This is a genomic window from Sporichthya brevicatena, from assembly GCF_039525035.1.
GTDB lineage: Bacteria > Actinomycetota > Actinomycetes > Sporichthyales > Sporichthyaceae > Sporichthya > Sporichthya brevicatena.
In genome coordinates this window covers 20,221-43,958 of record NZ_BAAAHE010000021.1, presented here as the reverse complement: position 1 = coordinate 43,958, position 23,738 = coordinate 20,221, and the positions used below count along the sequence as shown (strand labels likewise).

General features: G+C 71.1%; 18 protein-coding genes and 2 pseudogenes. 16 read left to right on the top strand and 4 right to left on the bottom strand.

The genetic code is table 11. The annotated features are described in order from the left end of the window. The first annotated feature begins 11 nt into the window (after positions 1 to 11). Positions 12 to 3,524 (top strand): methionine synthase, encoded by a 3,513-nt coding sequence (gene metH, locus ABD401_RS13735; RefSeq protein WP_344605615.1) that lies wholly within the window; start codon positions 12 to 14, stop codon positions 3,522 to 3,524. Between the two features lie 431 nt (positions 3,525 to 3,955). Beyond that, entirely contained in the window at positions 3,956 to 4,414 is a 459-nt protein-coding gene (locus tag ABD401_RS13730; protein WP_344605613.1) for an NUDIX hydrolase, read from the top strand. Positions 4,415 to 4,443: 29 nt separating this feature from the next. Here ABD401_RS13730 and ABD401_RS13725 read toward each other — a convergent pair whose 3' ends face one another. Continuing rightward, a complete protein-coding gene (locus tag ABD401_RS13725) occupies positions 4,444 to 4,896 on the bottom strand; it encodes a cupin domain-containing protein (RefSeq protein ID WP_344605611.1) in 453 nt (150 codons plus the stop codon). A 162-nt stretch (positions 4,897 to 5,058) separates the two neighbouring features. Between ABD401_RS13725 and ABD401_RS13720 the strand changes: the two genes are divergently transcribed. The 7 genes and pseudogenes from ABD401_RS13720 to ABD401_RS13690 all read left to right on the top strand — a co-directional run bounded on the left by ABD401_RS13720 (position 5,059) and on the right by ABD401_RS13690 (position 12,548). Continuing rightward, entirely contained in the window at positions 5,059 to 5,484 is a 426-nt protein-coding gene (locus tag ABD401_RS13720; RefSeq protein WP_344605609.1) for a DUF5666 domain-containing protein, read from the top strand. 177 nt (positions 5,485 to 5,661) lie between these two features. After that, a complete protein-coding gene (locus ABD401_RS13715) occupies positions 5,662 to 7,143 on the top strand; it encodes an ABC transporter substrate-binding protein (protein WP_425566149.1) in 1,482 nt (493 codons plus the stop codon). Then, complete coding sequence (locus tag ABD401_RS13710) at positions 7,140 to 8,081, top strand: ABC transporter permease (RefSeq protein WP_344605605.1); 942 nt, start codon at positions 7,140 to 7,142, stop codon at positions 8,079 to 8,081. The genes ABD401_RS13715 and ABD401_RS13710 overlap by 4 nt, the downstream gene beginning before the upstream one ends. Continuing rightward, positions 8,078 to 8,947 (top strand): ABC transporter permease, encoded by an 870-nt coding sequence (locus ABD401_RS13705; RefSeq protein ID WP_344605603.1) that lies wholly within the window; start codon positions 8,078 to 8,080, stop codon positions 8,945 to 8,947. The genes ABD401_RS13710 and ABD401_RS13705 overlap by 4 nt, the downstream gene beginning before the upstream one ends. Then, positions 8,944 to 9,942 carry an ABC transporter ATP-binding protein gene (locus ABD401_RS13700; protein ID WP_344605601.1) on the top strand — a complete coding sequence of 333 codons (999 nt, stop codon included), beginning with the start codon at positions 8,944 to 8,946 and terminating at the stop codon, positions 9,940 to 9,942. The genes ABD401_RS13705 and ABD401_RS13700 overlap by 4 nt, the downstream gene beginning before the upstream one ends. Further along, a pseudogene (locus tag ABD401_RS13695) lies at positions 9,935 to 10,750 on the top strand (ATP-binding cassette domain-containing protein); the annotation flags it as partial. The gene ABD401_RS13700 and the pseudogene ABD401_RS13695, both read left to right, overlap by 8 nt. A 49-nt stretch (positions 10,751 to 10,799) precedes the next feature. Beyond that, a complete protein-coding gene (locus ABD401_RS13690; RefSeq protein WP_344605597.1) occupies positions 10,800 to 12,548 on the top strand; it encodes a S8 family serine peptidase in 1,749 nt (582 codons plus the stop codon). A 33-nt stretch (positions 12,549 to 12,581) separates the two neighbouring features. On the opposite strand, the gene ABD401_RS13685 is transcribed toward ABD401_RS13690, so the two are convergent. Both ABD401_RS13685 and ABD401_RS13680 read right to left on the bottom strand, forming a co-directional pair. Then, positions 12,582 to 15,116, bottom strand: coding sequence for an ABC transporter permease (locus tag ABD401_RS13685; RefSeq protein WP_344605595.1), 2,535 nt, complete (start codon positions 15,114 to 15,116; stop codon positions 12,582 to 12,584). A 420-nt stretch (positions 15,117 to 15,536) separates the two neighbouring features. Then, positions 15,537 to 16,328 (bottom strand): annotated as a pseudogene (locus ABD401_RS13680) (ABC transporter ATP-binding protein); the annotation flags it as partial. 131 nt (positions 16,329 to 16,459) lie between these two features. On the opposite strand from ABD401_RS13680, the gene ABD401_RS13675 reads away from it, so the two are divergent. The 7 genes from ABD401_RS13675 (at position 16,460) to ABD401_RS13645 (ending at position 22,831) form a co-directional block, all read left to right on the top strand. Beyond that, positions 16,460 to 17,641: a M50 family metallopeptidase gene (locus ABD401_RS13675; RefSeq protein ID WP_344605593.1), complete on the top strand. Its 1,182-nt coding sequence runs from the start codon at positions 16,460 to 16,462 to the stop codon at positions 17,639 to 17,641. Between the two features lie 67 nt (positions 17,642 to 17,708). Beyond that, positions 17,709 to 18,071, top strand: a complete 363-nt coding sequence (locus ABD401_RS13670; protein ID WP_344605591.1) for a response regulator transcription factor — start codon at positions 17,709 to 17,711, stop codon at positions 18,069 to 18,071. An 18-nt stretch (positions 18,072 to 18,089) separates the two neighbouring features. Then, positions 18,090 to 18,998 (top strand): tRNA (adenine-N1)-methyltransferase, encoded by a 909-nt coding sequence (locus tag ABD401_RS13665; RefSeq protein WP_344605589.1) that lies wholly within the window; start codon positions 18,090 to 18,092, stop codon positions 18,996 to 18,998. Between the two features lie 116 nt (positions 18,999 to 19,114). Then, positions 19,115 to 20,872: a proteasome ATPase gene (gene arc, locus ABD401_RS13660; protein WP_425566144.1), complete on the top strand. Its 1,758-nt coding sequence runs from the start codon at positions 19,115 to 19,117 to the stop codon at positions 20,870 to 20,872. 89 nt (positions 20,873 to 20,961) lie between these two features. Continuing rightward, positions 20,962 to 21,435: a VOC family protein gene (locus ABD401_RS13655; protein WP_344605585.1), complete on the top strand. Its 474-nt coding sequence runs from the start codon at positions 20,962 to 20,964 to the stop codon at positions 21,433 to 21,435. Beyond that, complete coding sequence (locus ABD401_RS13650) at positions 21,432 to 21,896, top strand: SRPBCC family protein (protein WP_344605583.1); 465 nt, start codon at positions 21,432 to 21,434, stop codon at positions 21,894 to 21,896. Before ABD401_RS13655 ends, ABD401_RS13650 begins: the two co-directional genes overlap by 4 nt. Further along, a complete protein-coding gene (locus tag ABD401_RS13645) occupies positions 21,890 to 22,831 on the top strand; it encodes a dipeptidase (protein WP_344605780.1) in 942 nt (313 codons plus the stop codon). Before ABD401_RS13650 ends, ABD401_RS13645 begins: the two co-directional genes overlap by 7 nt. An 89-nt stretch (positions 22,832 to 22,920) precedes the next feature. On the opposite strand, the gene ABD401_RS13640 is transcribed toward ABD401_RS13645, so the two are convergent. Further along, a complete protein-coding gene (locus ABD401_RS13640; RefSeq protein WP_344605581.1) occupies positions 22,921 to 23,610 on the bottom strand; it encodes a hypothetical protein in 690 nt (229 codons plus the stop codon). Positions 23,611 to 23,738 lie beyond the last annotated feature (128 nt).

Here is a 23,738-nt window from a genome sequence, read left to right as displayed (position 1 = left end):
ATGTGGCCTCCATGAGCCCGTCCCCACAGGAGTTGCGTCGCGCCCTCGCCGAGCGCGTCGTCGTTGCCGACGGCGCCATGGGGACGATGCTCCAGGCGCACGACCTCTCGCTGGAGGACTTCCAGGGGTACGAGGGCTGCAACGAGATCCTCAACGTCACCCGCCCCGAGGTCGTCCGCGCCGTCCACGACGCGTACTTCGAGGTCGGCTGCGACGCGGTCGAGACCAACACGTTCGGCGCCAACTACGCCAACCTCGGTGAGTACGAGATTCCGGAACGGATCTACGAGCTCGCGGAGGCCGGCGCGCGCATCGCGCGCGAGTCCGCCGACCACTGGACGGCCGAGACCGGCCAGCAGCGCTGGGTGCTGGGCTCGATGGGTCCCGGCACGAAGCTGCCGACGCTGGGCCACGCGCCGTACGCGCTGCTCCGCGACGCCTACCAGCAGCAGACCGAGGGCATGCTCGCCGGCGGGATCGACGCCGTCCTGGTCGAGACCAGCCAGGACCTGCTGCAGACCAAGGCCTCGATCGTCGGCGCACGGCGGGCGATCGCGGCCACCGGGATCGACGTCCCCGTCTTCGCGCAGGTCACCGTCGAGACCACCGGCACGATGCTGCTCGGCTCGGAGATCGGTGCGGCCCTGACGGCGCTGGAGCCGCTGGGCATCGAGCTGATCGGTCTGAACTGCGCCACCGGCCCGGCCGAGATGAGCGAGCACCTCCGCTACCTCGCGAAGCACGCGACCATCGGTGTCAGCTGCATGCCGAACGCGGGCCTGCCGGTGCTCGGCCCGAACGGCGCGCACTACCCGCTCAACCCCGACGAGCTCGCGGCCGCCCAGGCGACCTTCATCCGCGACTACGGCCTCTCGCTGGTCGGTGGGTGCTGCGGTACGACGCCCGAGCACCTGCGCGCGCTGGTCGAGCGCGTCCGCGCGACGGAGAAGGGCACGCGGCGCCCGCGTCCCGAGCCCGGCGTCGCCTCGCTGTACACGGCGGTGCCGTTCAAGCAGGACGCCTCGTACCTCGCCATCGGCGAGCGCACCAACGCCAACGGCTCGAAGGCGTTCCGCGAGGCGATGCTCGAGGCCCGGTGGGACGACTGCATCGACATCGCCCGGGCGCAGATCCGCGACGGGGCCCACCTGCTCGACCTCTGTGTCGACTACGTCGGCCGCGACGGCGTCGCCGACATGAAGGAGCTCGCGGGCCGACTCGCGACCGCCTCGACGTTGCCGATCATGCTCGACTCCACCGAGCCCGGGGTCCTGCAGGCCGGTCTGGAGTGCCTCGGCGGCCGCGTCATCGTCAACTCCGTCAACTTCGAGGACGGCGACGGCCCGGAGTCCCGGTTCGCGCGGATCATGCCGCTGGTGCAGGAGCACGGCGCCGGCGTCGTCGTCATGTGCATCGACGAGCAGGGCCAGGCGCGCACCGCGGAGCGCAAGGTCGAGATCGCCTCGCGCACGATCGACGAGCTCGTCGCCAAATGGGGCGTGCGGGTCGAGGACATCTTCGTCGACACCCTGACCTTCACCATCGGTGCCGGTCTGGAGGAGTCCCGCAAGGACGGCCTCGAGACCATCGAGGGCATCCGGCTGCTCAAGCAGCGGTACCCGACCGTGCAGACGACGCTGGGTCTGTCGAACATCTCCTTCGGCCTGAACCCGGCCGCGCGCATCGTGCTGAACTCGGTGTTCCTCAACGAGTGCGTGAAGGCGGGTCTGGACTCCGCGATCGCCCACGCCTCGAAGATCCTGCCGATGGCGCGCATCCCCGAGGAGCAGCGCAACACCGCGCTCGACCTGATCTACGACCGTCGCCGGCCCGCGACGGCGGACAGCCCGGCCTACGACCCGCTGCAGAAGTTCCTCGAGCTGTTCGAGGGCGTCGACACCAAGTCGATGGCCGCGGAGAAGGAGAACGAGCTGCTCTCGCTGCCGCTGTTCGCGCGGCTGGAGCGCCGGATCGTCGACGGGGCCCGGAAGGGCTTGGAGGACGACCTCGATCTCGCGCTGCAGGAGCGTCCGGCGCTGGAGATCATCAACGAGACGCTGCTGGCCGGCATGAAGACCGTCGGCGAGCTGTTCGGCTCGGGCCAGATGCAGCTGCCGTTCGTGCTCCAGTCGGCTGAGGTCATGAAGACCGCGGTCGCGTACCTCGAGCCGCACATGGAGAAGGCCGAGGGCGTCGACGAGGGCAAGGGCACGATCGTGCTCGCCACGGTCAAGGGCGACGTCCACGACATCGGCAAGAACCTCGTCGACATCATCCTGAGCAACAACGGCTACAAGGTCGTGAACATCGGCATCAAGCAGCCGATCGCGGCGATCGTCGAGGCCGCCGAGTCGAACCGCGCCGACGTCGTCGGGATGTCCGGTCTGCTCGTGAAGTCGACGGTCATCATGAAGGAGAACCTCGAAGAGCTGATGAGCCGTCAGCTCGCCGAGAAGTGGCCGGTCCTGCTCGGTGGCGCGGCGCTGACCCGCGCGTTCGTCGAGGAGGACCTCGCCGACCAGTTCACCGGTCAGGTCCGCTACGCCCGCGACGCCTTCGAGGGTCTGCGCCTGATGGACGCCTTCATGGCCGTCAAGCGCGGCGTCCCGGGCGCCGAGCTGCCGCCGCTGAAGAAGCGCCGCGTCACCGGCGGGGGAGCGAAGCTCGAGCTGACCCCGCTCGACCAGATGCCGGCGCGCTCCGACGTCGCGGTCGACAACAAGGTCCCGGTTCCGCCGTTCTGGGGGACGCGCATCGTCAAGGGTGTCCCGCTCGCGGACTACTCGTCCTACATCGACGAGCGCGCCCTGTTCCTCGGGCAGTGGGGGCTGAAGTCCACCCGCGGCGGCGAGGGCCCGGACTACTCGGAACTGATCGAGACCGAGGGCCGCCCGCGCCTGCGCATGTGGCTCGACCGGATCCTCGCGGAGAAGATGCTCGAGGCAGCCGTCGTCTACGGCTACTTCCCCTGCTACTCCGAGGGTGACGACCTCGTCGTGCTCCACCACGAGGGCCCGCAGGAGGGTCAGGAGCGCCTGCGCTTCACCTTCCCGCGCCAGCGCCGCGACCGCCACCTGTGCCTGTCGGACTTCTTCCGGCCGAAGGAGTCGGGCGAGATCGACGTCATCGCCTTCCAGCTGGTGACGATGGGCAACCGGATCTCCGAGGCCGCGAACGAGCTGTTCGCCGCGAACTCCTACCGCGACTACGTCGAGCTCCACGGCCTCTCGGTCCAGCTGACCGAGGCCTTCGCCGAGATGTGGCACGCCCGCGTGCGCGAGGAGCTCGGCTTCGGCGACGAGGACGGCGACCTCGACGCCATGCTCCGCCAGGGCTACCGGGGCTCCCGCTACTCCTTCGGCTATCCCGCCTGCCCCGACCTCGAGGACCGCGCCAAGATGGTCGAGCTCCTCGAACCCGGCCGCGTCGGCGTCGTCCTCTCCGAGGAGCTCCAGCTCCACCCCGAGCAGTCCACCGACGCCCTCGTCGTCCACCACCCCGAGGCGAAATACTTCAACACCTGACGTCCGAAGATGTGGCTGCTGTTGCAGCCACTTCTTCGGACGTAGTGAAGGAAACACGCTTCCGCGGAAGCGTCGGGCGTCGTGACCCGGGCCGAACGGCCGGTCCACGTCACGCCGACGAGGTTTGATCGCGAGATCAGGGCAATTGGAACGCGGCCTTCCGACCGCACGGGAAGCCCGTACCTCAGTCGGTCGCGCAACTACTGCGACGGCGCATCGCTCTTCGTCATCGGTTGCAACGTGCATGGCGGCGGCATCGAATATTCCGACCCGGAGGAAGCCGAGCGTGCCGTAGTTGCTCACTGGCACCGATACCGCTAGCGAACGAGCGAGATCTCCTCTGCGCGTCATCGGGAGCCCGCCGGCTAAGGCCTGGGGCGTTCGCCTGTCGCTCGTGGAGATGACATCTCCAACGGGCTTAGCGTGGTCGAGTGAGCGACGGGGCGATGGAGCGGTACCTCGGGGCGTACGCGCTGTGCGTGCGGGACGGCGCGGTGCTGCTCGCGCGGCAGGCGCCGGACGCGGTCGACGGTGGGCGGTGGACGCTGCCCGGCGGCGGGGTGCTGCCGGGGGAGCACCCGGACGACGCCGTCCTTCGTGAGCTGCGGGAGGAAACCGGGCTCGCAGGCACGCGCGGAGGTGTGGTCGCGGTGTTCTCCCACGTCTTCGAGTGGACGCCTGAGCGGCCCTGGCCTCCGGTGCACTTCGTCGGGCTCGTCTACGACGTCACGACCGGGGCCGGCGAGCTCGTCCACGAAGTGGACAACACCACCGACTGCTGCGCCTGGGCGCCCCTGAGTGAGGTGCGCACCTGGCCCCTCGTCGCTCTCGCCGAGTTCGCGGTCGAGCAGTTGACGGACCCGCAACGTCAGCGGGATCGCGCGCAATAGCGCTCGATGTCGCTGACGTCGTGAGGGGTTCAGCGGTGGAGCGGGTCGACCCAGGGGACGGTCGCGGGGTTGTCGACGCCGTCGATGTCGAGGTTGACGACGATCGCCTCCTGGCCGGAGCGGGCGAGGACGCAGTGGAGCTCGGCGTCGGGGGAGGCGTTGATCTCCTGGTGGGGGACGAACGGCGGGACCCAGATGAAGTCCCCGGGGCCGGCCTCGGCGGTGAACTCCAGACGCTCGCCCCAGCGCATCCGGGCCAGGCCGGACACGACGTAGATGACGCTCTCGAGCTCGCCGTGGTGGTGGGCGCCGGTCTGCGCGCCGGGGAAGATCCGCACGGTGCCGGCCCAGAGGCCCTGAGCGCCGACGCGGGGCCCGTTCACCGCGGCCGCGCGGTGCATCCCCGGGGTCTGGGGCGTGTTCGAGTCCAGCGATTCCGCCGGGATCACCGCGACGCCGTCGGTCCGCCAGCGCTGGTCCATTCGGGGCTCCCTCGTCATACCTCGTTCGCAGCAACACCGGGACAGCGCGCCGACACGAACCCCAAAGTTGGCAAAAGACGCCGAAACTGCGCAATCCATGCGGTGCACTGATCGCAAATCCTGACTCCGACCCTCCCACCTGCCGATTCGAGGAGACACCCCATGAACGGCAAGACCCTGCTCATCTCCGGCGTGCTCACCCTCGGCCTGCTGGCCCCGGCGGCCCCGGCGGTGGCCGCGCCCGCCGACGGCGGGCCCGGCCTCGGTGGCCTGATCGGCAACCTCTTCGACCGTGACGACCACAAGAAGCACAAGAAGCACCAGAAGGACCGCAAGAAGAAGAGCGACCGCCGCAACGTCAGCTACTTCCGCATCGACGGCGAGATCCGCTCGGTCGACCGGGCCGACCGCAAGATCGTCGTCGACCTCGGCAAGCGGAACCGCACGGTCCACGTCGCCAAGGACGCGAAGATCTGGCGCGACGGCGACCGGGTGAACCTCCGCGACCTGCGCCGGGGCGACGACGTGAAGGTCAGCGGCGAGAAGCGCAACGGCCGCTACGTCGCCAAGCGCATCGTCGCCGACTGACGGCTGCGGCAGCGAGCTGCCAGCCGCCGCACAGACACCGCGGGTTTGCGCGGGCGGTGAGGCGGACAGGTTTTCCGAGAACCTCTCCGCACTCGCCCGCAGGAGCTGAGAACGACGGCTGCCCGCTCGTCCGCACGCCGCCCGCGCCCGCCGCGGGCGGCGTCGGCGGCGCTGGGACTGGTTCTCGTGGGCTTGGCGGCCCTCACCGGTTGCGGTGAGGGCCTGAACGCGGTCGACAAGGGCCCGACCCCGTTCGTCGCCGCAATCAGCGGCGAGCCGGACCAGCTCGACCCGCACAAGACGACCGCGTACGCCAGCTTCCAGGTGCTGGAGAACGTCTACGACACCCTGGTCGTCCCCAAGCCCGACGGCTCCGGGTACGACCCGCAGCTCGCCGAGTCCTGGACCACCGCCGACGACGGCCGCTCCTGGACGTTCCAGCTCCGCCGCGGCGTGAAGTTCGCGAGCGGCGAGGAGTTCGACGCCGGGGACGTCGTCTATTCGCTCAAGCGGATCATCGACGAGAAGCTCTCCAACGCGTTCCGGCTGGAGCCGATCACCGACGTCGTCGCCGTCGACTCCCACACCGTCCGCATCGACCTCGCCCAGCCCACGCCCTATCTGCTCGCCGAGCTCGGCGGCTTCAAGGGCACCGCGATCCTTCCCGAGGGCGCGGCCGACCGGCTCAACCTCGCCCGTGAGACCGACGGCACCGGGCCGTTCCGCGTCGCCCGCGACACCGCCGCCGGCATCACGCTGCTGCCGAACGAGAACTACTGGGGCGACGGCCCGCACGTCTCGTCGCTGGAGTTCCGGTTCGTCAGCGAGCCGACGACCGCGCTGGTCGCCCTGCAGACCGGTGAGATCGACTGGACCGACAACCTCCCGCCCTCCCAGCTCAAGAAGCTCGCCGACGACGATCACGTGACGCTCGGTCAGGTACCGAGCGTCGACTACTGGTACCTGGCCACGAACTTCGAACGGAAGCCGTTCGACGACGAGCGCGTCCGGGAGGCGATCAACTACGGCCTCGACCGGGAGGCGATCGCCGAAGCCGCCCAGCCGAACGCCGCGAAACCGATCCAGACCGCCATCCCCGAGGGTCTGTACGGCCACACCGACTACGCCCCGATCACGCGCGACGTCGCGAAGGCGCGCTCCCTGCTCGCCGACGCCGGGCACCCGCGGGTCTCGCTGGGGCTGATGGTGACCAGCGAGTACCCCGAGACCGTCCAGGTCGCGCAGGTGATCGCGTCGAACCTGCACGAGGTCGGCATCGACGTCCGGGTCGAGGTGGAGGAGTTCGCCACCTGGCTGGACCGCGAGTCGAAGGGGGACTTCGACAGCTTCCTGCTCGGCTGGATCGGCAACGCCGACCCGTTCGACTTCTACCAGTCCCAGCACTCGTGCGACGGCGCGAACAACTACCAGAAGTACTGCGACCCCGAGACCGACGAGCTGCTCAAGCGCGCCGCCACCGAACCGGACCCCGCTGCGCGCGAGGACCTGTACGACCAGGTCGCACGGCGGATCGTCGACGCCGAGAGCTACCTCTACCTCTACAACCCGCAGGTCGTGCAGGGCTGGTCGCCGGAGGTGACGGGGTACGAGATCCGCCCCGACCGCGCGGTGAACTTCGAGAACGTGAGGTTCGGATGAACTACCTCACGCGCCGGGTCCTGGCGACCGTCGGCGTCCTGTGGGGCGTCAGCATCGCGGTGTTCGCGCTCATCCACCTGGTGCCGGGCGACCCCGTCCGGCTCGCGCTCGGGACGCGCTTCGACCAGGGCACGTACGACGCGCTGCGCGCGGAGTCCGGTCTGGACCGGCCGCTGGTCTCGCAGTACTTCCACTGGCTCGGCAACGCGGTGACGGGCGACCTCGGCGTCAGCTTCCGCAGCGAGGACCCGGTCGCCGACGTCATCGCCGAGCGCCTGCCGGCGACGGTGTCGCTGGCCGTCGCCGCGATCGTCGTCGCCCTGCTGATCTCCGTGCCCCTCGGCCTCGCCTCCGCCCTGCGCCCGCGTTCGATCCTCGACCGCGCCGCGACGCTGGTCAGCCAGTTCGGCATCTCGGTGCCGGACTTCTGGCTCGGCATCCTCGCGATCCTGATCCTGGCCGGTTCGCTGGGCTGGTTCCCGGCCGGCGGGTACGTCCCGCTGACCGAGGACCCGTTGCGCTGGCTGCGCCACCTCGTCCTGCCCGCCCTCACGGTGGGCGTGGTCTCCGGCGCGGTTCTGACCCGGTTCGTCCGCGCGGCTGCGCTCGAGGTGCTCAGCGAGGACCACGTCCGGACCGCCCGTGCGAAGGGCCTGTCCGAGGCAGTGGTGATCCGCCGTCACGTCCTGCGCAACACCGCGGTGCCGGTGCTCACCGTCATCGGCATCCAGCTCGCCTACCTGCTCTCTGGCGTGGTGGTCGTCGAGATCGTGTTCTCCTGGAACGGCCTCGGCCAGCTCGCGCTGCAGTCGGTGCAGGCGCGGGACTACCCGGTGCTGCAGGGCGCGGTGCTGCTGTTCGCCGCGGTGTTCCTGGTCGTCAACCTCGTCGTGGACCTGCTCTACGCGTGGCTCGACCCGAGGATCAGCCTCACATGACGCGCGGCATGCTGCGGGCCGTCGTGGGGAACCCCCTCGGCGCGTTCGGCGCGCTCGTCCTGCTGGCCTTCGTGGTCGTCGGGGTGTTCGGCGACGCCCTCGCGCCCTACGGCGCCAACGACGTCGACGTCGTCGAGGGCCGCCTTGCCGCCCCGGACGGCGACCACGTCTTCGGTACCGACCAACTCGGGCGCGACATCCTCTCCCGGGTCCTCGTCGGCGCCTCGGCGTCGCTGAAGGTCGCGCTGCTCGCCGTGACCATCGCCGCCGTCGCCGGCGTGTTGGTGGGCCTGCTCGCCGGCTACTACCGGGGCTGGCTGGACGCGATCCTCATGCGCTCGATGGACGTCCTGTTCGCCTTCCCTGCGATCCTGCTCGCGATCGCGATCCTCGCGGTCCGTGGCCCCGGCCCGACGAACGCGACGATCGCGATCGGCATCGTCTACATCCCGATCTTCGCCCGTATCGCCCGGGCCGGGACGCTCTCGGTCCGCGAGACCGTGTACGTGCGCGCTGCCCGCTCGGTGGGCGCCTCCGACGCCCGGATCCTGACCCGTCACGTCCTGCCGAACATCTCCGGCCCGGTCATCGTGCAGGTCTCGATCAGCCTCGCGTTCGCCCTGCTCGCCGAGGCGGCGCTGTCCTTCATCGGCCTCGGGACGCAGCCGCCCGACCCGTCCTGGGGCGGCATGCTCGCCGAGGGCCGGGACTACATGGAGGACTCCTGGTGGGTCGCGGCCTTCCCGGGCCTGGCAATCTTCGGAGTCGTGCTCGCCTGCAACCTCGTCGGCGACGCGCTGCGCGACGCCCTCGACCCACGTGAGCGCGGGGCCATGGAAGCGGCGAACCGGGGAGGTGCCGAGTGACGGTCACCGCTCCGCCCGTCCTGGCCGTGCAGGACCTCGCAGTCACGTTCGACACCGCCCGCGGACCCGCGCGCGCCGTCGACGGCGTCAGCTTCGACGTCCGGCCGGGGGAGACGCTCGCGATCGTGGGCGAGTCCGGATCGGGCAAGAGCGTCACCTCCCTCGCCGTGCTCGGCCTGCTGCCGGAGCGGGGGACGACGGTCACCGGCGCCGTCCGCTTCGGCGACACCGATCTCCTGACGGACTCTCAGAAGCAGCTGCGCGCGGTTCGCGGCCGCGGCGTCGCGATGGTCTTCCAGGATCCGATGACCTCGCTCAACCCGATGCTCACCGTCGGCCGGCAGCTCACCGAGGGCATGGAGGTCCACCTGAACCTCACCGGCCGCGCGGCCGAGGACCGCGCCGTCGAACTGCTCGAAGCCGTCGGCATCCCGGACGCCCGCAGCCGGCTCCGGTCGCACCCGCACGAGCTGTCCGGTGGCCTGCGGCAGCGGGTGATGATCGCAATCGCCCTGGCCTGCGACCCGTCCGTCCTGATCGCGGACGAGGCGACGACCGCGCTCGACGTCACCGTCCAGGCACAGATCCTCGACCTCGTCGCCCGGCTCCAGGAACGCCTCGGCACCGCGGTGATCTGGATCAGCCACGACCTCGGCGTCGTCGCCGGCATCGCCGACCGGGTCGCGGTCATGTACGCCGGGCGGGTGGTCGAGGAGGCGAGCGTCGATGACCTGTTCTCCGACCCCCGTCACCCGTACACCCGCGCGCTGCTCGCCGCCCGCCCGGTCCTCGGGCAGCCGCGCGACCGGCTGACGGCGATCCCCGGCCGCCCGCCCGACCCGGTCGACCGCCCGCCGGGGTGCGCGTTCCGCCCCCGCTGTCCGATCGCGGCGGACCCGCGCTGCGAGACCGAGGTCCCGCCGCTGCGCGAGGTCGCGCCGGACCACCGCGCGGCGGTCTTCTACGACCTGCGGGAGGCGACGCCCGATGCCTGAGCCCCCGACGACGTCCGCCCTCCTCGAGGTCGAGGACCTCGCGGTCCACTTCAAGATCCGCGGCCGCCGCGGCGAGGTGCGTAAGGCGGTCGACGGCGTCAGCCTGCGCGTCGAGCGCGGGACGACGCTGGGGCTGGTGGGGGAGTCCGGCTCCGGGAAGTCGACGTTGGCAATGGCCGCGCTGCGCCTGATCGAGCCCACGAGCGGACGGGTGCGCTTCGACGGCATCGACGTCACCGCCGCGTCCCGGCGCGACCTGCGGGCCCTGCGCCGCCGGACGGCGGTCGTGTTCCAGGACCCGTACGCCTCCCTCGACCCCCGGTTCACGATCGGGGCGAGCATCGCCGAGCCGCTCGCCGTCCACGGCCTGCGCAAGGGCAAGGAGCGCACCGACCGGGTCGCCGAGCTCCTCGAGCGCGTCGGCCTCGACCCGAACGGGGCGAACCGGCGCCCCTACGAGCTCTCGGGCGGGCAACGCCAACGGGTCGGCATCGCCCGCGCGCTCGCCGCCGAGCCGGACCTGATCGTCTTCGACGAGCCGGTCGCCGCGCTCGACGTCTCCGTCCAGGCCCAGGTGCTCAACCTGCTCACCGGCCTCACCACCGACCTCGGCCTGACGAGCCTGTTCATCTCCCACGACCTCGCGGTCGTCGAGCACGTCAGCGACCGGATCGCGGTGATGTCCGCCGGGCAGATCGTCGAGGAGGGCACCGCCGCCGAGATCACGGCGAACCCCCAGCACCCGTACACCCGGACGCTGCTCGACGCCGTCCCGCCCGCCACCCCCGCCGCGGCGCGGGCGCGGCGCGCGCAGCGTCGTGGTTGACGGAAGCGGACGGTCAACGGACGATTCCGGAATGCGCCCTTTTGCCCGCCTGGCGGCCGGTCTGACTCTGTCCGTCTCGCTGTGCGGGGCGGCGGTCGGCTCGCTGGGCCCCGCGAGCGCGGCTGAGACGGCCCCGGAGGCCGGACGCGACTTCTCCGTCCTCGGCGTCGCCGGCGCGCCGCTCGACGACATCGTCGCGGCGGTCGAGGCCGCCGGCGGCACGGTGAAGAACTCCAACGCGGTGGTCAACCTGGTGACCGCGGTCGCGGGCGCCGACGGGTTCACGGACCGTCTGGCGCGGGAGGCGGTCATCCAGCTCGTGACGCCGGTGCGGGTCATCGGGCGGGTGCCCGAGCTGCTGCCGGCGCTCCCGCAGGTCAACCCCCAGGCGCTCCACCCGGAGGCTGTGGTGCGCCCGGCCAAGCCCCGGCCGCGGCCGTCGGGCCCGACGGCGGGCGACCCGCTCGACACCCACCTGTGGGGCCTGACGGCGATCAACGCGCCCGAGGCGCACCAGACCGAGCGCGGCGACCGGCGCGTCCTCGTCGGCATCCTCGACACCGGGGTCGACGGCACCCACCCCGACATCGCGCCGAACTTCGACAAGAAGCTCTCGCGCAACTTCGTCACCGACATCCCGAAGGACGCCCGCGGCATCGAGGTCGACGGCCCGTGCGAGGTGCCGAGCTGCCAGGACCCCGTCGACGCCGACGACAACGGCCACGGCACCCACGTCGCCGGCACGATCGCGGCCGCCCTCGACGGCTTCGGCCTCTCGGGCGTCGCGCCGAACGTGACGATCGTGAACGTCCGCGGCGCGCAGGACTCCGGCTACTTCTTCCTGCAGGAGGTCGTCAACGCGATCACCTACGCCGCGGACATCGGGATCGACGTCCTCAACATGTCCTTCTACACGGACCCGTGGGCGGCGCTGTGCGCCGGCAACCTCGCGGACACCCCGGCCCAGCAGCGCGAGCAGCAGCTGATCCTCGAGGGCATGGCGCGCGCCATGGCGTACGCCGACGGCAAGGGCGTGACGCAGGTCGTCGCCCTCGGCAACGCGAACCAGGACCCGACCGCGCCGCGGATCGACGCGTCCAGCCCGAACTTCCCCGAGGGCAACGCCCACCCGCGCCTGGTCGACGGCACCTGCCGCTCGATGCCGGCCGGGGACGAGCACGCGATCCGCGTCGGCGCCTACGGCCCGTCCGGCAACAAGTCCGGGTTCTCGAACTTCGGCCCGTCGCTGTCGGTCGTCGCCCCGGGCGGCTGGTTCGACGACTACGCCGGCACCGCGCAGGGGAGCCAGGAGGAGAACGGCATCCTCTCCGCGCTGCCGCGCTCCCTCGCGGTCAAGCTCGGTGTCGTCGACTCCACCGGCCGCCTCACTGCGCAGGGCGAGGAGACCGGCGTGCACGAGGCGTGCAAGCGCAGCAAGGGCCGGGACGTCTGCGGGTTCTACCACTACCTGCAGGGCACCTCGATGGCCGCGCCGCACGCCAGCGGCGTCGCCGCCCTGATCGTCAGCGCCTACGGCAGCGGCTCCGGCGCGAACTTCGGTCTCCCGCCCGCCGCCGTCCGCGCGGTCCTCGAGGGCACCGCGAAGGGCAAGACGTGCCCCGACCCGCTCGTCGCCTTCGCCACCTACCAGGCCGCCTGTGCCGGGGACGCCTCGTTCAACACCTTCTACGGCCACGGGTCCGTCGACGCGCACGCCGCCGTCACCGCCGGCGCCCCGCTGATCGCCGAGTACATCACCGGTCGCAACCGGGCGCACTGACGCAGCGTCAGCGCCGCCCGGCACGGCCGGGGATCAGTGCGTCGCGATCGCCTTGAGGATGTCGAGCTTGGCGGCGCGCCGGGCCGGCCAGACCGCGGCGAGGACGCCGACGAGTCCGGCGATCACCAGGAACACGATCAGCTGGACGCCCGGCACCCGGAGCTCGCTGATGCCCTCGTCCGCGAGGGTCTGCTGCAGCGAGACGCCGAAGCCGATGCCGACGATCAGGCCGAGGATGGCGCCGAAGATCGCCATCACCACGGACTCGAGTCGGATCATCCGACGCAACTGACGCCGGCTCATGCCGATCGCACGCAGCAGGCCGATCTCTCGCGTCCGTTCGGTGACCGACAGGGCGAGCGTGTTGATGATGCCGAGCACCGCGATGATGACCGCGAGCGCGAGCATGCCGTAGATCAGCCCGAGCAACTGGTTCACCTGGGCGCGGACGGAGTCGGTGTACTCCTCCTGGTCCTTGAGCTCGACCGCCGGGTTGTTCTGCAGTCCCTCTTCGAGCCGCTCCCGGACCGCCTGCAGGTCGGCGTCGTCGTCGGTGTTGATGAACGCGAAGAAGTCGACCGGGCGCGTCCCGCCCTCGGCGGCGGTGTCCAGCGACACCAGGTATCCGCCGAGCATGTCGTTGCGCTCGTAGATGCCGCCGACGCGCAGGTCCATCTGCGTGCCGTTGAGCCAGGTGACACCGATGGTGTCCCCGACCTTCCAGTCGTTGTCCTCGGCGACGTTGTCGTCGATGAGCACGCCGCGGTCGGCGAGACCGCCGGGGTCGCCGTCCTGAAAGTCGAGGGCGAAGGCGTCGCCGATCGAGTCGGCACTGATCGCGGCGATGCTCTTCGTGCTGCCCTTGATCTGCACCGCGGTCATGCGCATCTGCGTCACCGACTTGACGCCCTCGGTCTCGCGGGCGCGCTCGGCGATCTGCGGGCTGAACGGCGTGTAGCTCTCGTCGAGCAGGATGAACTCCGCGCGCAGGCTCTTGTCGACGACCTTGCCGACCGAGGCGTTGATCGACGCCGCCATGACGCCGAACGTGCCGATCAGCGCGAGACCGATCATGAGCGCGGACGCGGTGGCGGCGGTGCGGCGCGGGTTGCGGAGCGCGTTCGCGACCGACATCCGGCCGATCGTGCCCCACAGGCGCGGGTACGGAGCGCCGAGCGCACGGACGAACGGCATCGACAGGATCGGGCTGATCACCGTGACCCCGACGAGGACGCCGAACGCCCCGACCCCGACGAGGGCGGCGGGCTGGTCGCTGACGCCGGCGAGGCCGAGACCCAGCACCAGGACGCCCAGCGCGAACAGGACCACACCGATCAGCGCGCGGACCCGCAGCGAACGCTCGGGCATCGCGACGTGGTCGCTCATCGCCGCGACCGGCGGGACCTTGGCCGCACGCCGGGCCGGGAAGTAGGCGGCGATCATCGTGACCGCGATGCCGACGACGTAGGCGGTCAGAACCGTCGAGGCCTTGATCACCAGGCCCTGACTGCCGAGCTCGATGCCGATCTTCTCGAACAGCCAGCGCAGCAGGCTCGCGATGCCGAGCCCGGACAGCAGACCGAGCGTCGAGCCGACGATGCCGACGACCGCGGCCTCGATCATGACCGACTGCGTGACCTGCCGCCGGCTCGCGCCGAGCGCACGCAAGAGCGCCAGCTCGCGCGTCCGCTGGGCGACCAGCATCGTGAACGTGTTGAGGATGATGAACGAGCCGACGAACACCGCGATGAACGCGAAGATCAGCAGGAAGATGTTGAGGAAGCTCAGGGCCTCCTTCACGTCGGACGCGTTCTCGTCCGCCTGCTCCGACTTCGTCCGCGCGATGTACTCGCTCGGGATCGCCTTCTGGATCTCGTCGCGCAGGGCGTCGAGGTTCTGGCCCGACGCGGCGTCGACGGTGATCTCGGTGTAGTCGTCCGAGCCGAGGATCTCGTGCGCGCGCTGCTCGGTGAAGCCGGTGAGCGTGGCGCCGCCGAGGTTGCCGGTGTCGCCGAACTTGAAGATGCCGACGATCGTCGCCTCGATCTCCGGACCCGGCGTCAGCAGCCGGACCCGGTCGTCGATGTCGAGGCCACCCTTGTCGGCCGACACCGAGTCGATCACGACCTCGTCGCCGTTGCTCGGCACGCGGCCGCGCAGCAGCGTGACCGTGTCGTCGGAGCCTTCCTCCGGGTAGTTGATCGCGAGGCCGGGGGCACCGCCGACGCCGACGAGCTTGCCGTCGGACCCGACGACCCGCACGCCCTCGACGGTGATCTGGCCCTCGGCCTTCTCCACGCCGGGGACGGCCGCGATCGTGCCGACGAGGTCACGCGGGACGGTCGTCGCGCCGTTCTGCTGGCCGGGGACGTTCGAGTCGAACGCGGTCGCGCGGCTGACGGTGACGTCCGCCGAGATCTCGTCGAAGAGCTTGTCGAACGCCGCCGAGATCGTGCTGGTGAAGATCAGCGACCCGGCGACGAACGCGACGCCGAGCACGACCGCGAGGCCGGACAGGAGCAACCGCAGTCGGTGCGCAAGGACGTTGCGCAGCGAGGCCTTCCACATGAGTCAGGCCCCGCCCGCTTCGGACTGCTTCCGGGCGAGCCACGCGTCCCAGTCCGCGTCGGTCCAGTTCGCCATGTCGATCGGGTCGGGGGCGCCGTCGGCGGTCCGAGCCGCCGCGCTCGCGGCCCCGACCGGGCCGTTCGAGGACCCGGGAGCCGCGGGAGCCGGGGCGGGCGGGGGCGTCGGCGGGACCGCCGGAGCAGTCGCCGGAGCAGGCGCCGCGGGGGCGATCGGGGTGCCCGGGGGAGCGATTGGGGGCGGCGGGATCACGGGAGCCGTCGAGGGGGGAGTCGGGGGAGTCGGGGGAGCCGGGGGAGCCGGGACCGGCGCCGGCCCGGGGACCGCCGTCGGGTCGACGCCGACCGGGACGGGAGCCGGGGCCGGGTCGGCCCAGACGACCTCGGGGTGGGGGATGTCGGCCTCGAAGGCCTTCATCCGCTCCAGGACGGCCTCGGCGTTCGGGTTGACCATCTCGTCGACGATCCGGCCGTCGGCGAGGAACAGGACCCGGTCGGCGTAGGCGGCCGCGCTCGGGTCGTGGGTGACCATCGCGATCGTCTGGCCGGTCCGGCGGACCGACTCCCGCAGGAACGAGAGGACCTCGGCCCCGGTCCGGGAGTCGAGGTTGCCGGTGGGCTCGTCGGCGAAGATGATCGCCGGCCGGCCGGCGAGGGCCCGGGCGCACGCGACGCGCTGCTGCTGACCGCCGGAGAGCTCGGTCGGGCGGTGCTTGAGCCGGTCGCGCAGGCCGAGGGTGTCGACGACCGCCGACAGCCACTGCTCGTCGATCGGGTGGCCGGCGATGTCCGAGGGCAGGGTGATGTTCTCCAGGGCCGTCAGGGTCGGCACCAGGTTGTAGGCCTGGAAGATGAAGCCGATCCGGTCACGACGGAGCCGGGTCAGCCGGCGGTCGTCGAGGGCGTTGAGCTGGATGTCGCCGATGAACACCGCGCCGGAGGTGGCCGCGTCCAGGCCGGCCATGCAGTGCATCAACGTCGACTTGCCGGAGCCCGACGGGCCCATGATCGCCGTGAACTGCCCCTGCGCGAACTGCACGTCCACGTTGTCCAGCGCCGTCACGGCGGTGTCGCCGGTTCCGTAGCGCTTGGTCAGGCCGACGGCGTACGCGGCCACGCCGGGCGGCGCCGTGGGCACCGTGGGCGGACCGGGAGGCTGGTCAGGCGTCGGGAAGCTGGCGGGCCCCGCGGTCATGAAATCTGTCCGTCCCCTGCTCGAAGTCTTGATCCACTTCACCTTAGGCAACTCAAGTAACACTCCGCATAACATCGGGTCAGGAGGTCGTTCGGGTACGGCGATCCCTGACACACGAGACCGGGAGGCCCGTGACCGAGCAGGTGCCGGATCGTCCGTCCGGCTGGCTCGTCGGCCGCATCCGTGGGGTGCCGGTCTACGTCGCGCCGTCCTGGGCGATCATCGCCCTCCTGATCACGCTGATGTTCGCCCCGACGGTCGGGTACCACATCCCGGAGATCGAGGGCGGCAAGTACGGCGTCTCCTTCACCTACGCGGTGCTGCTCTACGCCTCGGTTCTGATCCACGAGCTCGGGCACGCCTTCACCGCGATGCGGTTCGGGGTGCCGGTCACCCGGATCACCCTCCAGCTCCTCGGCGGGGTGACCGAGATGAGCCGCGAGTCGAACTCACCGAAGCGCGAGTTTGCGATCGCCGGGGCCGGCCCCGCGCTCTCGCTCGTCCTCGGTGTCCTGGCCTGGGGGGCGATCCAGGCCCTCGGCGGCGACCCCGGCGGGCTCAGCGGGGCCACCGCGGCGAGCAACCCCGACGACTCGGTCCGGATGCGGATCGTCCTCGAACTGCTCGACGCCCTGATGTACGCCAACATCGCCGTCGGTCTGTTCAACCTGCTCCCCGGGCTTCCGCTCGACGGCGGCATCATGCTCCGCTCGGCCCTGTGGGGGGCCTCCGGGCACGCGAACCGGGCCACGATCTCGGCGGGCCACATCGGCCGCGTCCTGGCCGTCGTCGTCTTCTTCATCCCGATCGGGCTCGACGTCGTCGCCGGTCGGGACCCCGACGTCATCTCGGTGGTCTGGGGCGGCCTGCTCGGGGGCTTCATCTGGTTCGGGGCGACCGCCTCGCTGCGCGGCGCCCAGATCCGGGAGAAGCTGCCCAGCATCGGCGCCCGCACCCTGGCGCGCCGCGCCCTGCCGGTCGAGACGGGCCTGCCGCTGGCCGAGGCCCTGCGCCGGGCCGGGGCCTTCGGCGCGACCGGTCTGGTCGTCGTCGACGGCACGGGCCGGCCGGTGGGCCTGGTGAACGAGGCGGCGGTCGCCGCGACGCCCGAGCAGCGCCGGCCCTGGGTGGCCGTCGAGACGCTGGCCCGGCGCCTGGAGCCGGGCCTGCGGGTGTCGGCCGACCTCACCGGGGAATCCTTGATCCGCTACCTCGACGCCACCCCGGCGACCGAGTACCTGGTCGTCGAGGCGGACGGTTCGGTCGTCGGCGTCCTCGCCACCGCCGACGTCCGTCGTGCGGTCGAGGCGTGAGCCGGCCGGCGTGAGCCGCGAGGATCGGGAGGTAAAGATCACCGGGTCCGGGACCGATCGTCCGGGTGTGCCGAGGGTGCTGCTCGTCGACGACAACGCCGTCGTGCGTCGGCTGCTCCGCGAGCAGCTGCACGCCCGGGGCGCGCTGAGCGTCGTCGGGGAGGCCGGGGACGCGGAGTCCGCGGTGAAGCTCGCCGCGGAGCTCAGCCCGGACCTCGTCGTGCTCGACCTGTCGATGCCCGGCTCGGACGGGTTCACCACGATCGGCGAGGTCCGCGCCGCCGCGCCGACCGCCAAGGTGGTCGTGATCTCGGGTTTTGCCGCGCACGAGGTCGAGGAGCGGGTCCTCGCGGCCGGCGCGGCCGCCTACGTGGAGAAGGGGCTGCGGACCGACTTCACCCAGGCCCTGCTCTCGGTGCTGCCGGGCTGACCCCTAGGGTTCCGCCCCATGAACGCGCACCGGGGGCCCTTCGAGGAGGGTGACCTCGTCCAGCTGACCGACCCGAAGGGCCGGCACAGCACCTTCACGCTCCAGGCGGGGAAGACCTACCACTCGCACAAGGGGAACTTCGCCCACGACGAGCTGATCGGCGCCCCCGAGGGCACCGTGGTGCGGACCAGCGGCGGGCAGGACTACCTGGCCCTGCGTCCCCTGCTCAGCGACTTCGTGCTCTCGATGCCCCGCGGCGCGACCGTCGTGTACCCGAAGGACGCCGCCCAGATCGTCGGGATGGCGGACATCTTCCCGGGCGCGCGCGTGCTCGAGGCCGGCGCCGGCTCCGGCGCCCTGAGTTGCTCGTTGCTGCGTGCCGTCGGGACCGAGGGGCGGGTCTCGTCCTACGAACGCCGCGAGGACTTCGCCAAGATCGCCCGCAAGAACGTCGAGCGCTTCTTCGGCGGTCCGCACCCGGCGTGGGAGCTCACGGTGGGGGACCTGGTCGAGTCGGTCCGGGCGAACCCGGCCGACGCCGAGGTCGACCGCGTCGTGCTCGACATGCTCGCCCCCTGGGAGTGCATCGAGGTCGTCGCGGAGCGACTCGTGCCCGGCGGGGTGTTCTGCTGCTACGTCGCGACGACGACGCAGCTCTCGCGCCTGGTCGAGGACCTGCGCGCCACCAAGGCCTTCACCGAGCCCACCGCCTGGGAGACCCTCGTGCGCACCTGGCACGTGGAGGGCCTGGCCGTCCGGCCGGACCACCGGATGATCGGCCACACGGGTTTCCTCGTCACGACACGCCGGATGGCCCCCGGAGTGCCGGCCCCGACACGCCGTCGGCGACCGGCAAAGGGTGCATACGGGGACGAGAGCGATGTATCTGTGGAGCGCGAAGGACCTTTCCGACCTCCACTTCCGTAGCCCCCGGCCGATAGGCCGAACGGGGGAGCCGTAGCTGGACGTTCGGTCAGTGACGGCGCTTCGTCGCACCCGGCACGACTACGGGTTGTAATGTCAACTTCCAGCCACCTCGGGAGGTGAGGATCGTGACCGAATCGGACGATCGCAGCGCGCGCGGTGACGCCGACCTGCTCAGCCAGGTTGCATTCCTGGAACAGGAGGTGGCGGTGCTTCGCCGGCGCCTCACCGAGGCGCCTCGGCACTCCCGCCAGCTCGAGGACCGCATCGTCGAGCTCCAGACGCAGCTCTCCGGGACCAGCGCGCAGAACGAGCGCCTGGTCGCGACGCTCCGGGAGGCGCGCGAGCAGATCGTCGCGCTGAAGGAGGAGGTCGACCGGCTGGCCCAGCCGCCGTCGGGCTACGGCGTCTTCCTGGGTGCCGGCGAGGACGGGACCGTCGACGTCTTCACCGGCGGGCGCAAGCTCCGCGTGGCGATCAGCCCGGAGATCGACGTCGACAGCCTCCAGCCGGGCCGCGAGGTCATGCTGAACGAGGCGCTGAACGTCGTGCGCGTCATGGAGTGGGAGCGCACCGGCGACGTCGTGATGCTCAAGGAGATCATGGAGGACGGCGAGCGCGCCCTCGTGATCGGGCACACCGACGAGGAGCGTGTCGTCTACCTCGCGGAGCCGCTGCGGAACCAGCCCATCCGGGTCGGTGACTCGCTGCTGCTCGAGCCGCGGTCGGGCTACGTCTACGAGCGCGTCCCCAAGGCCGAGGTCGAGGAGCTCGTCCTCGAAGAGGTGCCGGACATCGACTACACGTCGATCGGTGGCCTCGCCAACCAGATCGAGATGATCCGCGACGCGGTCGAGCTGCCGTACCTGCACCGCGACCTGTTCATCGAGCACAAGCTGCGTCCGCCGAAGGGCATCCTGCTCTACGGCCCGCCCGGCTGCGGCAAGACGCTGATCGCGAAGGCCGTCGCCAACTCGCTGGCGAAGAAGGTCGCGCAGGTCACCGGCAAGGCCGAGGGGAAGAGCTACTTCCTCAACATCAAGGGCCCGGAGCTGCTCAACAAGTACGTCGGTGAGACCGAGCGCCACATCCGCCTCGTGTTCCAGCGGGCGCGGGAGAAGGCGTCCGAGGGCACCCCGGTCATCGTGTTCTTCGACGAGATGGACTCGCTGTTCCGCACCCGCGGTTCCGGCGTCTCCTCCGACGTCGAGAACACGATCGTCCCGCAGCTGCTCTCGGAGATCGACGGTGTCGAGGGCCTGGAGAACGTGGTCGTCATCGGCGCCTCGAACCGCGAGGACATGATCGACCCCGCGATCCTGCGCCCGGGCCGACTCGACGTGAAGATCAAGATCGAGCGCCCCGACGCCGAGGCGGCGAAGGACATCTTCGCGAAGTACATCGTCGAGGAGCTGCCGCTCCACGAGGAGGACCTCGCCGAGCACGGTGGCAACCGCGCGGCGACCGTGAACTCGATGATCCAGCGGACCGTCGAGCGCATGTACGCCGACAACGAGGAGAACCGCTTCCTCGAGGTCACCTACGCCAATGGCGACAAGGAGGTCCTGTACTTCAAGGACTTCAACTCCGGCGCCATGATCGAGAACATCGTCAACCGCGCGAAGAAGATGGCCATCAAGGACTGGCTCGACCAGGGCCAGCGCGGTATCCGCATCAGCCACCTGATGGCCGCCTGCGTCGACGAGTTCAAGGAGAACGAGGACCTGCCCAACACCACGAACCCGGACGACTGGGCTCGTATCTCGGGCAAGAAGGGCGAGCGGATCGTCTACATCCGCACGCTCATCTCGGGCAAGCAGGGTGCCGAGGCCGGCCGCGCGATCGACACGGTCGCCAACACCGGTCAGTACCTGTAACTCCCGCGGTCCGGCAGAGCCCTAGCCGCACGTCCGGAGCGCCCCCGTCCCGAGTGGACGGGGGCGCTTCGCTTTGGTTGGCTCGCCCCATGCTGACCAGCGGGTTCGACCACGTCGCGGTGCTGACCGCCGACCTCGACGGCTTCGTCGCCTTCTTCCAGGAGGTGTTCGACGCCGAGGTCCTGGACTGTCGGCAGGAACTGCCGGCGGGGATGCGCATGGCGTTCCTCAAGGTCGGCCCGGACGCGGAGTTCAACCTCTTCCAGCTCGACGGGAACGACGAGGCGGCCAAGCAGCTGCCGATGTTCTCCCGCGGCCGCATGGACCACTTCGGTCTGCGGGCCGCGTCGATGTCCGACTTCGAGACGATCCGGGACCGCCTGATCGGCCGGGGCGCCTCCGACGGTTTCGTCACCGACTTCGGTCCCGTGTTCTCCTGCTTCTTCGTCGGACCGGAGGGGCTCGAGGCCGAGGTCTGCGTCGCGAACCCGGACTGGAAGCCGGGCGACGTCGTCAACTCCCCGGGCACCCCCGCCCGCCGATTCCACCCCGAGGCGGCATGACCACCACCCGCGTCACCCGGTTCGTCGCCGCCCCGCCGGAGGCGGTCTACGCGGCGATCCTCGACCCCGAGGCCGTCCAGCACTGGATGGTGCCCGACGGCATGACGAGCGAGGTCCACCGCTTCGACGCCCGCGAGGGCGGGGAGTTCGAGATCTCGTTGACCCACGACAACCCGGCGATCCTCGGCAAGACCGAGGGCGCGACCGACTCCTTCGCCGGCCACTTCGCCGAGCTGGTCCCGGGGTCCTCGGTGGTCCAGGTCGTGCAGTTCGAGACCGACGACCCGGCCCTGGCCGGTCCGATGACGATCCGCTACCTGCTCCACGAGCGGGACGGCGGCACCGAGGTCGAGGGCGTCCACGAGAACCTCCCGCCCGGGGTCGCCCCGGCCGAGAACGAGCTCGGCTGGCGCATCTCCCTGGGCAAGCTCGCGGCGCTGCTGGAGGCGGATCCCTGGTGAGCTGGGTGTGGGACCAGCACACCTGCCTGCCGCTCGATCCCGACGCCGACGTCGCGCCGCTGACGCGGTACCGGCCCGGCTACCTCTCGGTGAACGTGGGGTACACGCCCCAGTCGAAGGCGGACTCCCTCGCCCTGCTCGCCTCGTTCCGGGCCCAGGTCGCGGCGGACCCGCGGATGGAGCTGGCGACGGACCCCGCCGGGGTGGAGCGCGCCGTGTCCGCGGGGCGGATCGCGGTCGCCTTCGACCTGGAGGACTCCGGCCCGCTGGGCGGCTCCCTGGACTCGGTCCGTGAGTTCGTCGAGCTCGGGGTGCGCACCCTGCTGCCGAGCTACAACCACACCAACGCCGCGGGCTGCGGCTGTCTGGACGCGGTCGACACCGGGCTGACGGCGTGGGGCCGCGACCTGGTCCGCGCGATGAACGCCGCCGGCATGGTGCCGGACGGCTCGCACTGCAGCGCCCGCACCGGGCTGGACATGTGCGCGGTCTCCACCAAGCCGGTGGTCTACAGCCACTCCTGCCTGAAGTCGGTGTGGGACCACCCGCGCAACATCACCGACGACCAGGCCCGCGCCTGCGCCGAGACCGGCGGCGTCGTCGGCATCACCGGCGTCGGCATCTTCCTGGGGCCGAACACCCCGACGGTCGAGGCGATGATCCGCCACCTCGAGGCGGCGGTCGAGCTCGTCGGCATCGACCACGTCGGGGTCAGCACGGACTTCTCCTTCGACGCCGCCGACTTCCTCCGCGAGGTCGAGGCCAACCCGGAGCTGTTCGACGCCAGCTACACCCGCTGGGGCACGATCCGCTGGATGCCGCCGGAGGAGTTCCTGACCCTCGGCCCCGCCCTGCTCGTTCGCGGCTGGTCCCCGGCCGACGTCACCGCCGTCCTGTCCGGGAACTTCCTGCGGGTGGCGCGGGAATCCTGGTGACCGGGGCGGGATCGACACTCAAGCTGCACTTCGTGACACCAGAGGCGTTCGAGGCGACTCAGGCTTCACAGGCGTAACCAAGTGCAGCTTCAGTGTCGAGGGGGCCCGAGCTCGAGCACCAGCCAGCCGTTGACGAGGAAGTCCACCGGGCCGACGCCCTCGATCCAGACCTGGGTCTCGTAGGTCACCGGCAACAACTCGAGGAGGAGCCGCATCGTCGTCTCCAGTCGCGAGCCCGACATCGCGTCGACGTAGCCCACGGCCCGGCGCAGGGCCGTGCTCCCGGGGCCGGTGGCGGTGTCCGCCATGATGCGCAGGTCGGTCATGGTCAGCAGCGCGGCCCGGAGAACCCCGTCGAGGAGCACCACCGCGTGGAGGACCGGGAAGGTCCGGGCGCAGTCGCGGACCGTCCGGCGCACGGTGGTCAGTCGCCGCCCGATCTCGATGTCCTCGGGCGCGAGCTCGGCCGCGTAGACGCGCACCCCGGCCGCGCGTTGGCGGCACCCGCGCCGCACCGTCACCTCCGGCGTCCGGGGCGGTTCGTAGAGGTCGAGACCGTGGAGGCGAGCGGCGGAGGCGTGCGATGCCACGCCGCACAGGCCGACCGCGGCGACGTGGGCCGGATCGGCGCCGGGGAGGACGTAGGTGCCGGGGTACGGCGACAGCACCCGCCCCTGCTCCACGGCGATCCGAAGGGCGTGGCGGGTCACGCCCAGCGCCTGCAACTGCGACCACCGGGCGGCGAGATCGCAGCGGCGTAGCGCGTCCTCCACCTGCACGGCGGCAGGCTGCCGGATCGCGCGCCGGGCCGCTGACGACGAGCGGATTCCTGTGGACGACGCGGGCTGTGGAGAACCCGATCGCGCGCCTCCACGCCCACGGGAGGTTCGCGCCATCTACGCTGGCG

Coding starts and splice junctions, on each gene's coding strand:
- metH (WP_344605615.1), top strand. CDS start 12: ATGAGCCCGTCCCCACAGGAGTTGCGTCGCGCCCTCGCCGAGCGCGTC.
- ABD401_RS13725 (WP_344605611.1), bottom strand. CDS start 4,896: ATGGACCAGCGCTGGCGGACCGACGGCGTCGCGGTGATCCCGGCGGAA.
- ABD401_RS13720 (WP_344605609.1), top strand. CDS start 5,059: ATGAACGGCAAGACCCTGCTCATCTCCGGCGTGCTCACCCTCGGCCTG.
- ABD401_RS13710 (WP_344605605.1), top strand. CDS start 7,140: ATGAACTACCTCACGCGCCGGGTCCTGGCGACCGTCGGCGTCCTGTGG.
- ABD401_RS13705 (WP_344605603.1), top strand. CDS start 8,078: ATGACGCGCGGCATGCTGCGGGCCGTCGTGGGGAACCCCCTCGGCGCG.
- ABD401_RS13690 (WP_344605597.1), top strand. CDS start 10,800: ATGCGCCCTTTTGCCCGCCTGGCGGCCGGTCTGACTCTGTCCGTCTCG.
- ABD401_RS13685 (WP_344605595.1), bottom strand. CDS start 15,116: ATGTGGAAGGCCTCGCTGCGCAACGTCCTTGCGCACCGACTGCGGTTG.
- ABD401_RS13665 (WP_344605589.1), top strand. CDS start 18,090: ATGAACGCGCACCGGGGGCCCTTCGAGGAGGGTGACCTCGTCCAGCTG.
- ABD401_RS13655 (WP_344605585.1), top strand. CDS start 20,962: ATGCTGACCAGCGGGTTCGACCACGTCGCGGTGCTGACCGCCGACCTC.
- ABD401_RS13650 (WP_344605583.1), top strand. CDS start 21,432: ATGACCACCACCCGCGTCACCCGGTTCGTCGCCGCCCCGCCGGAGGCG.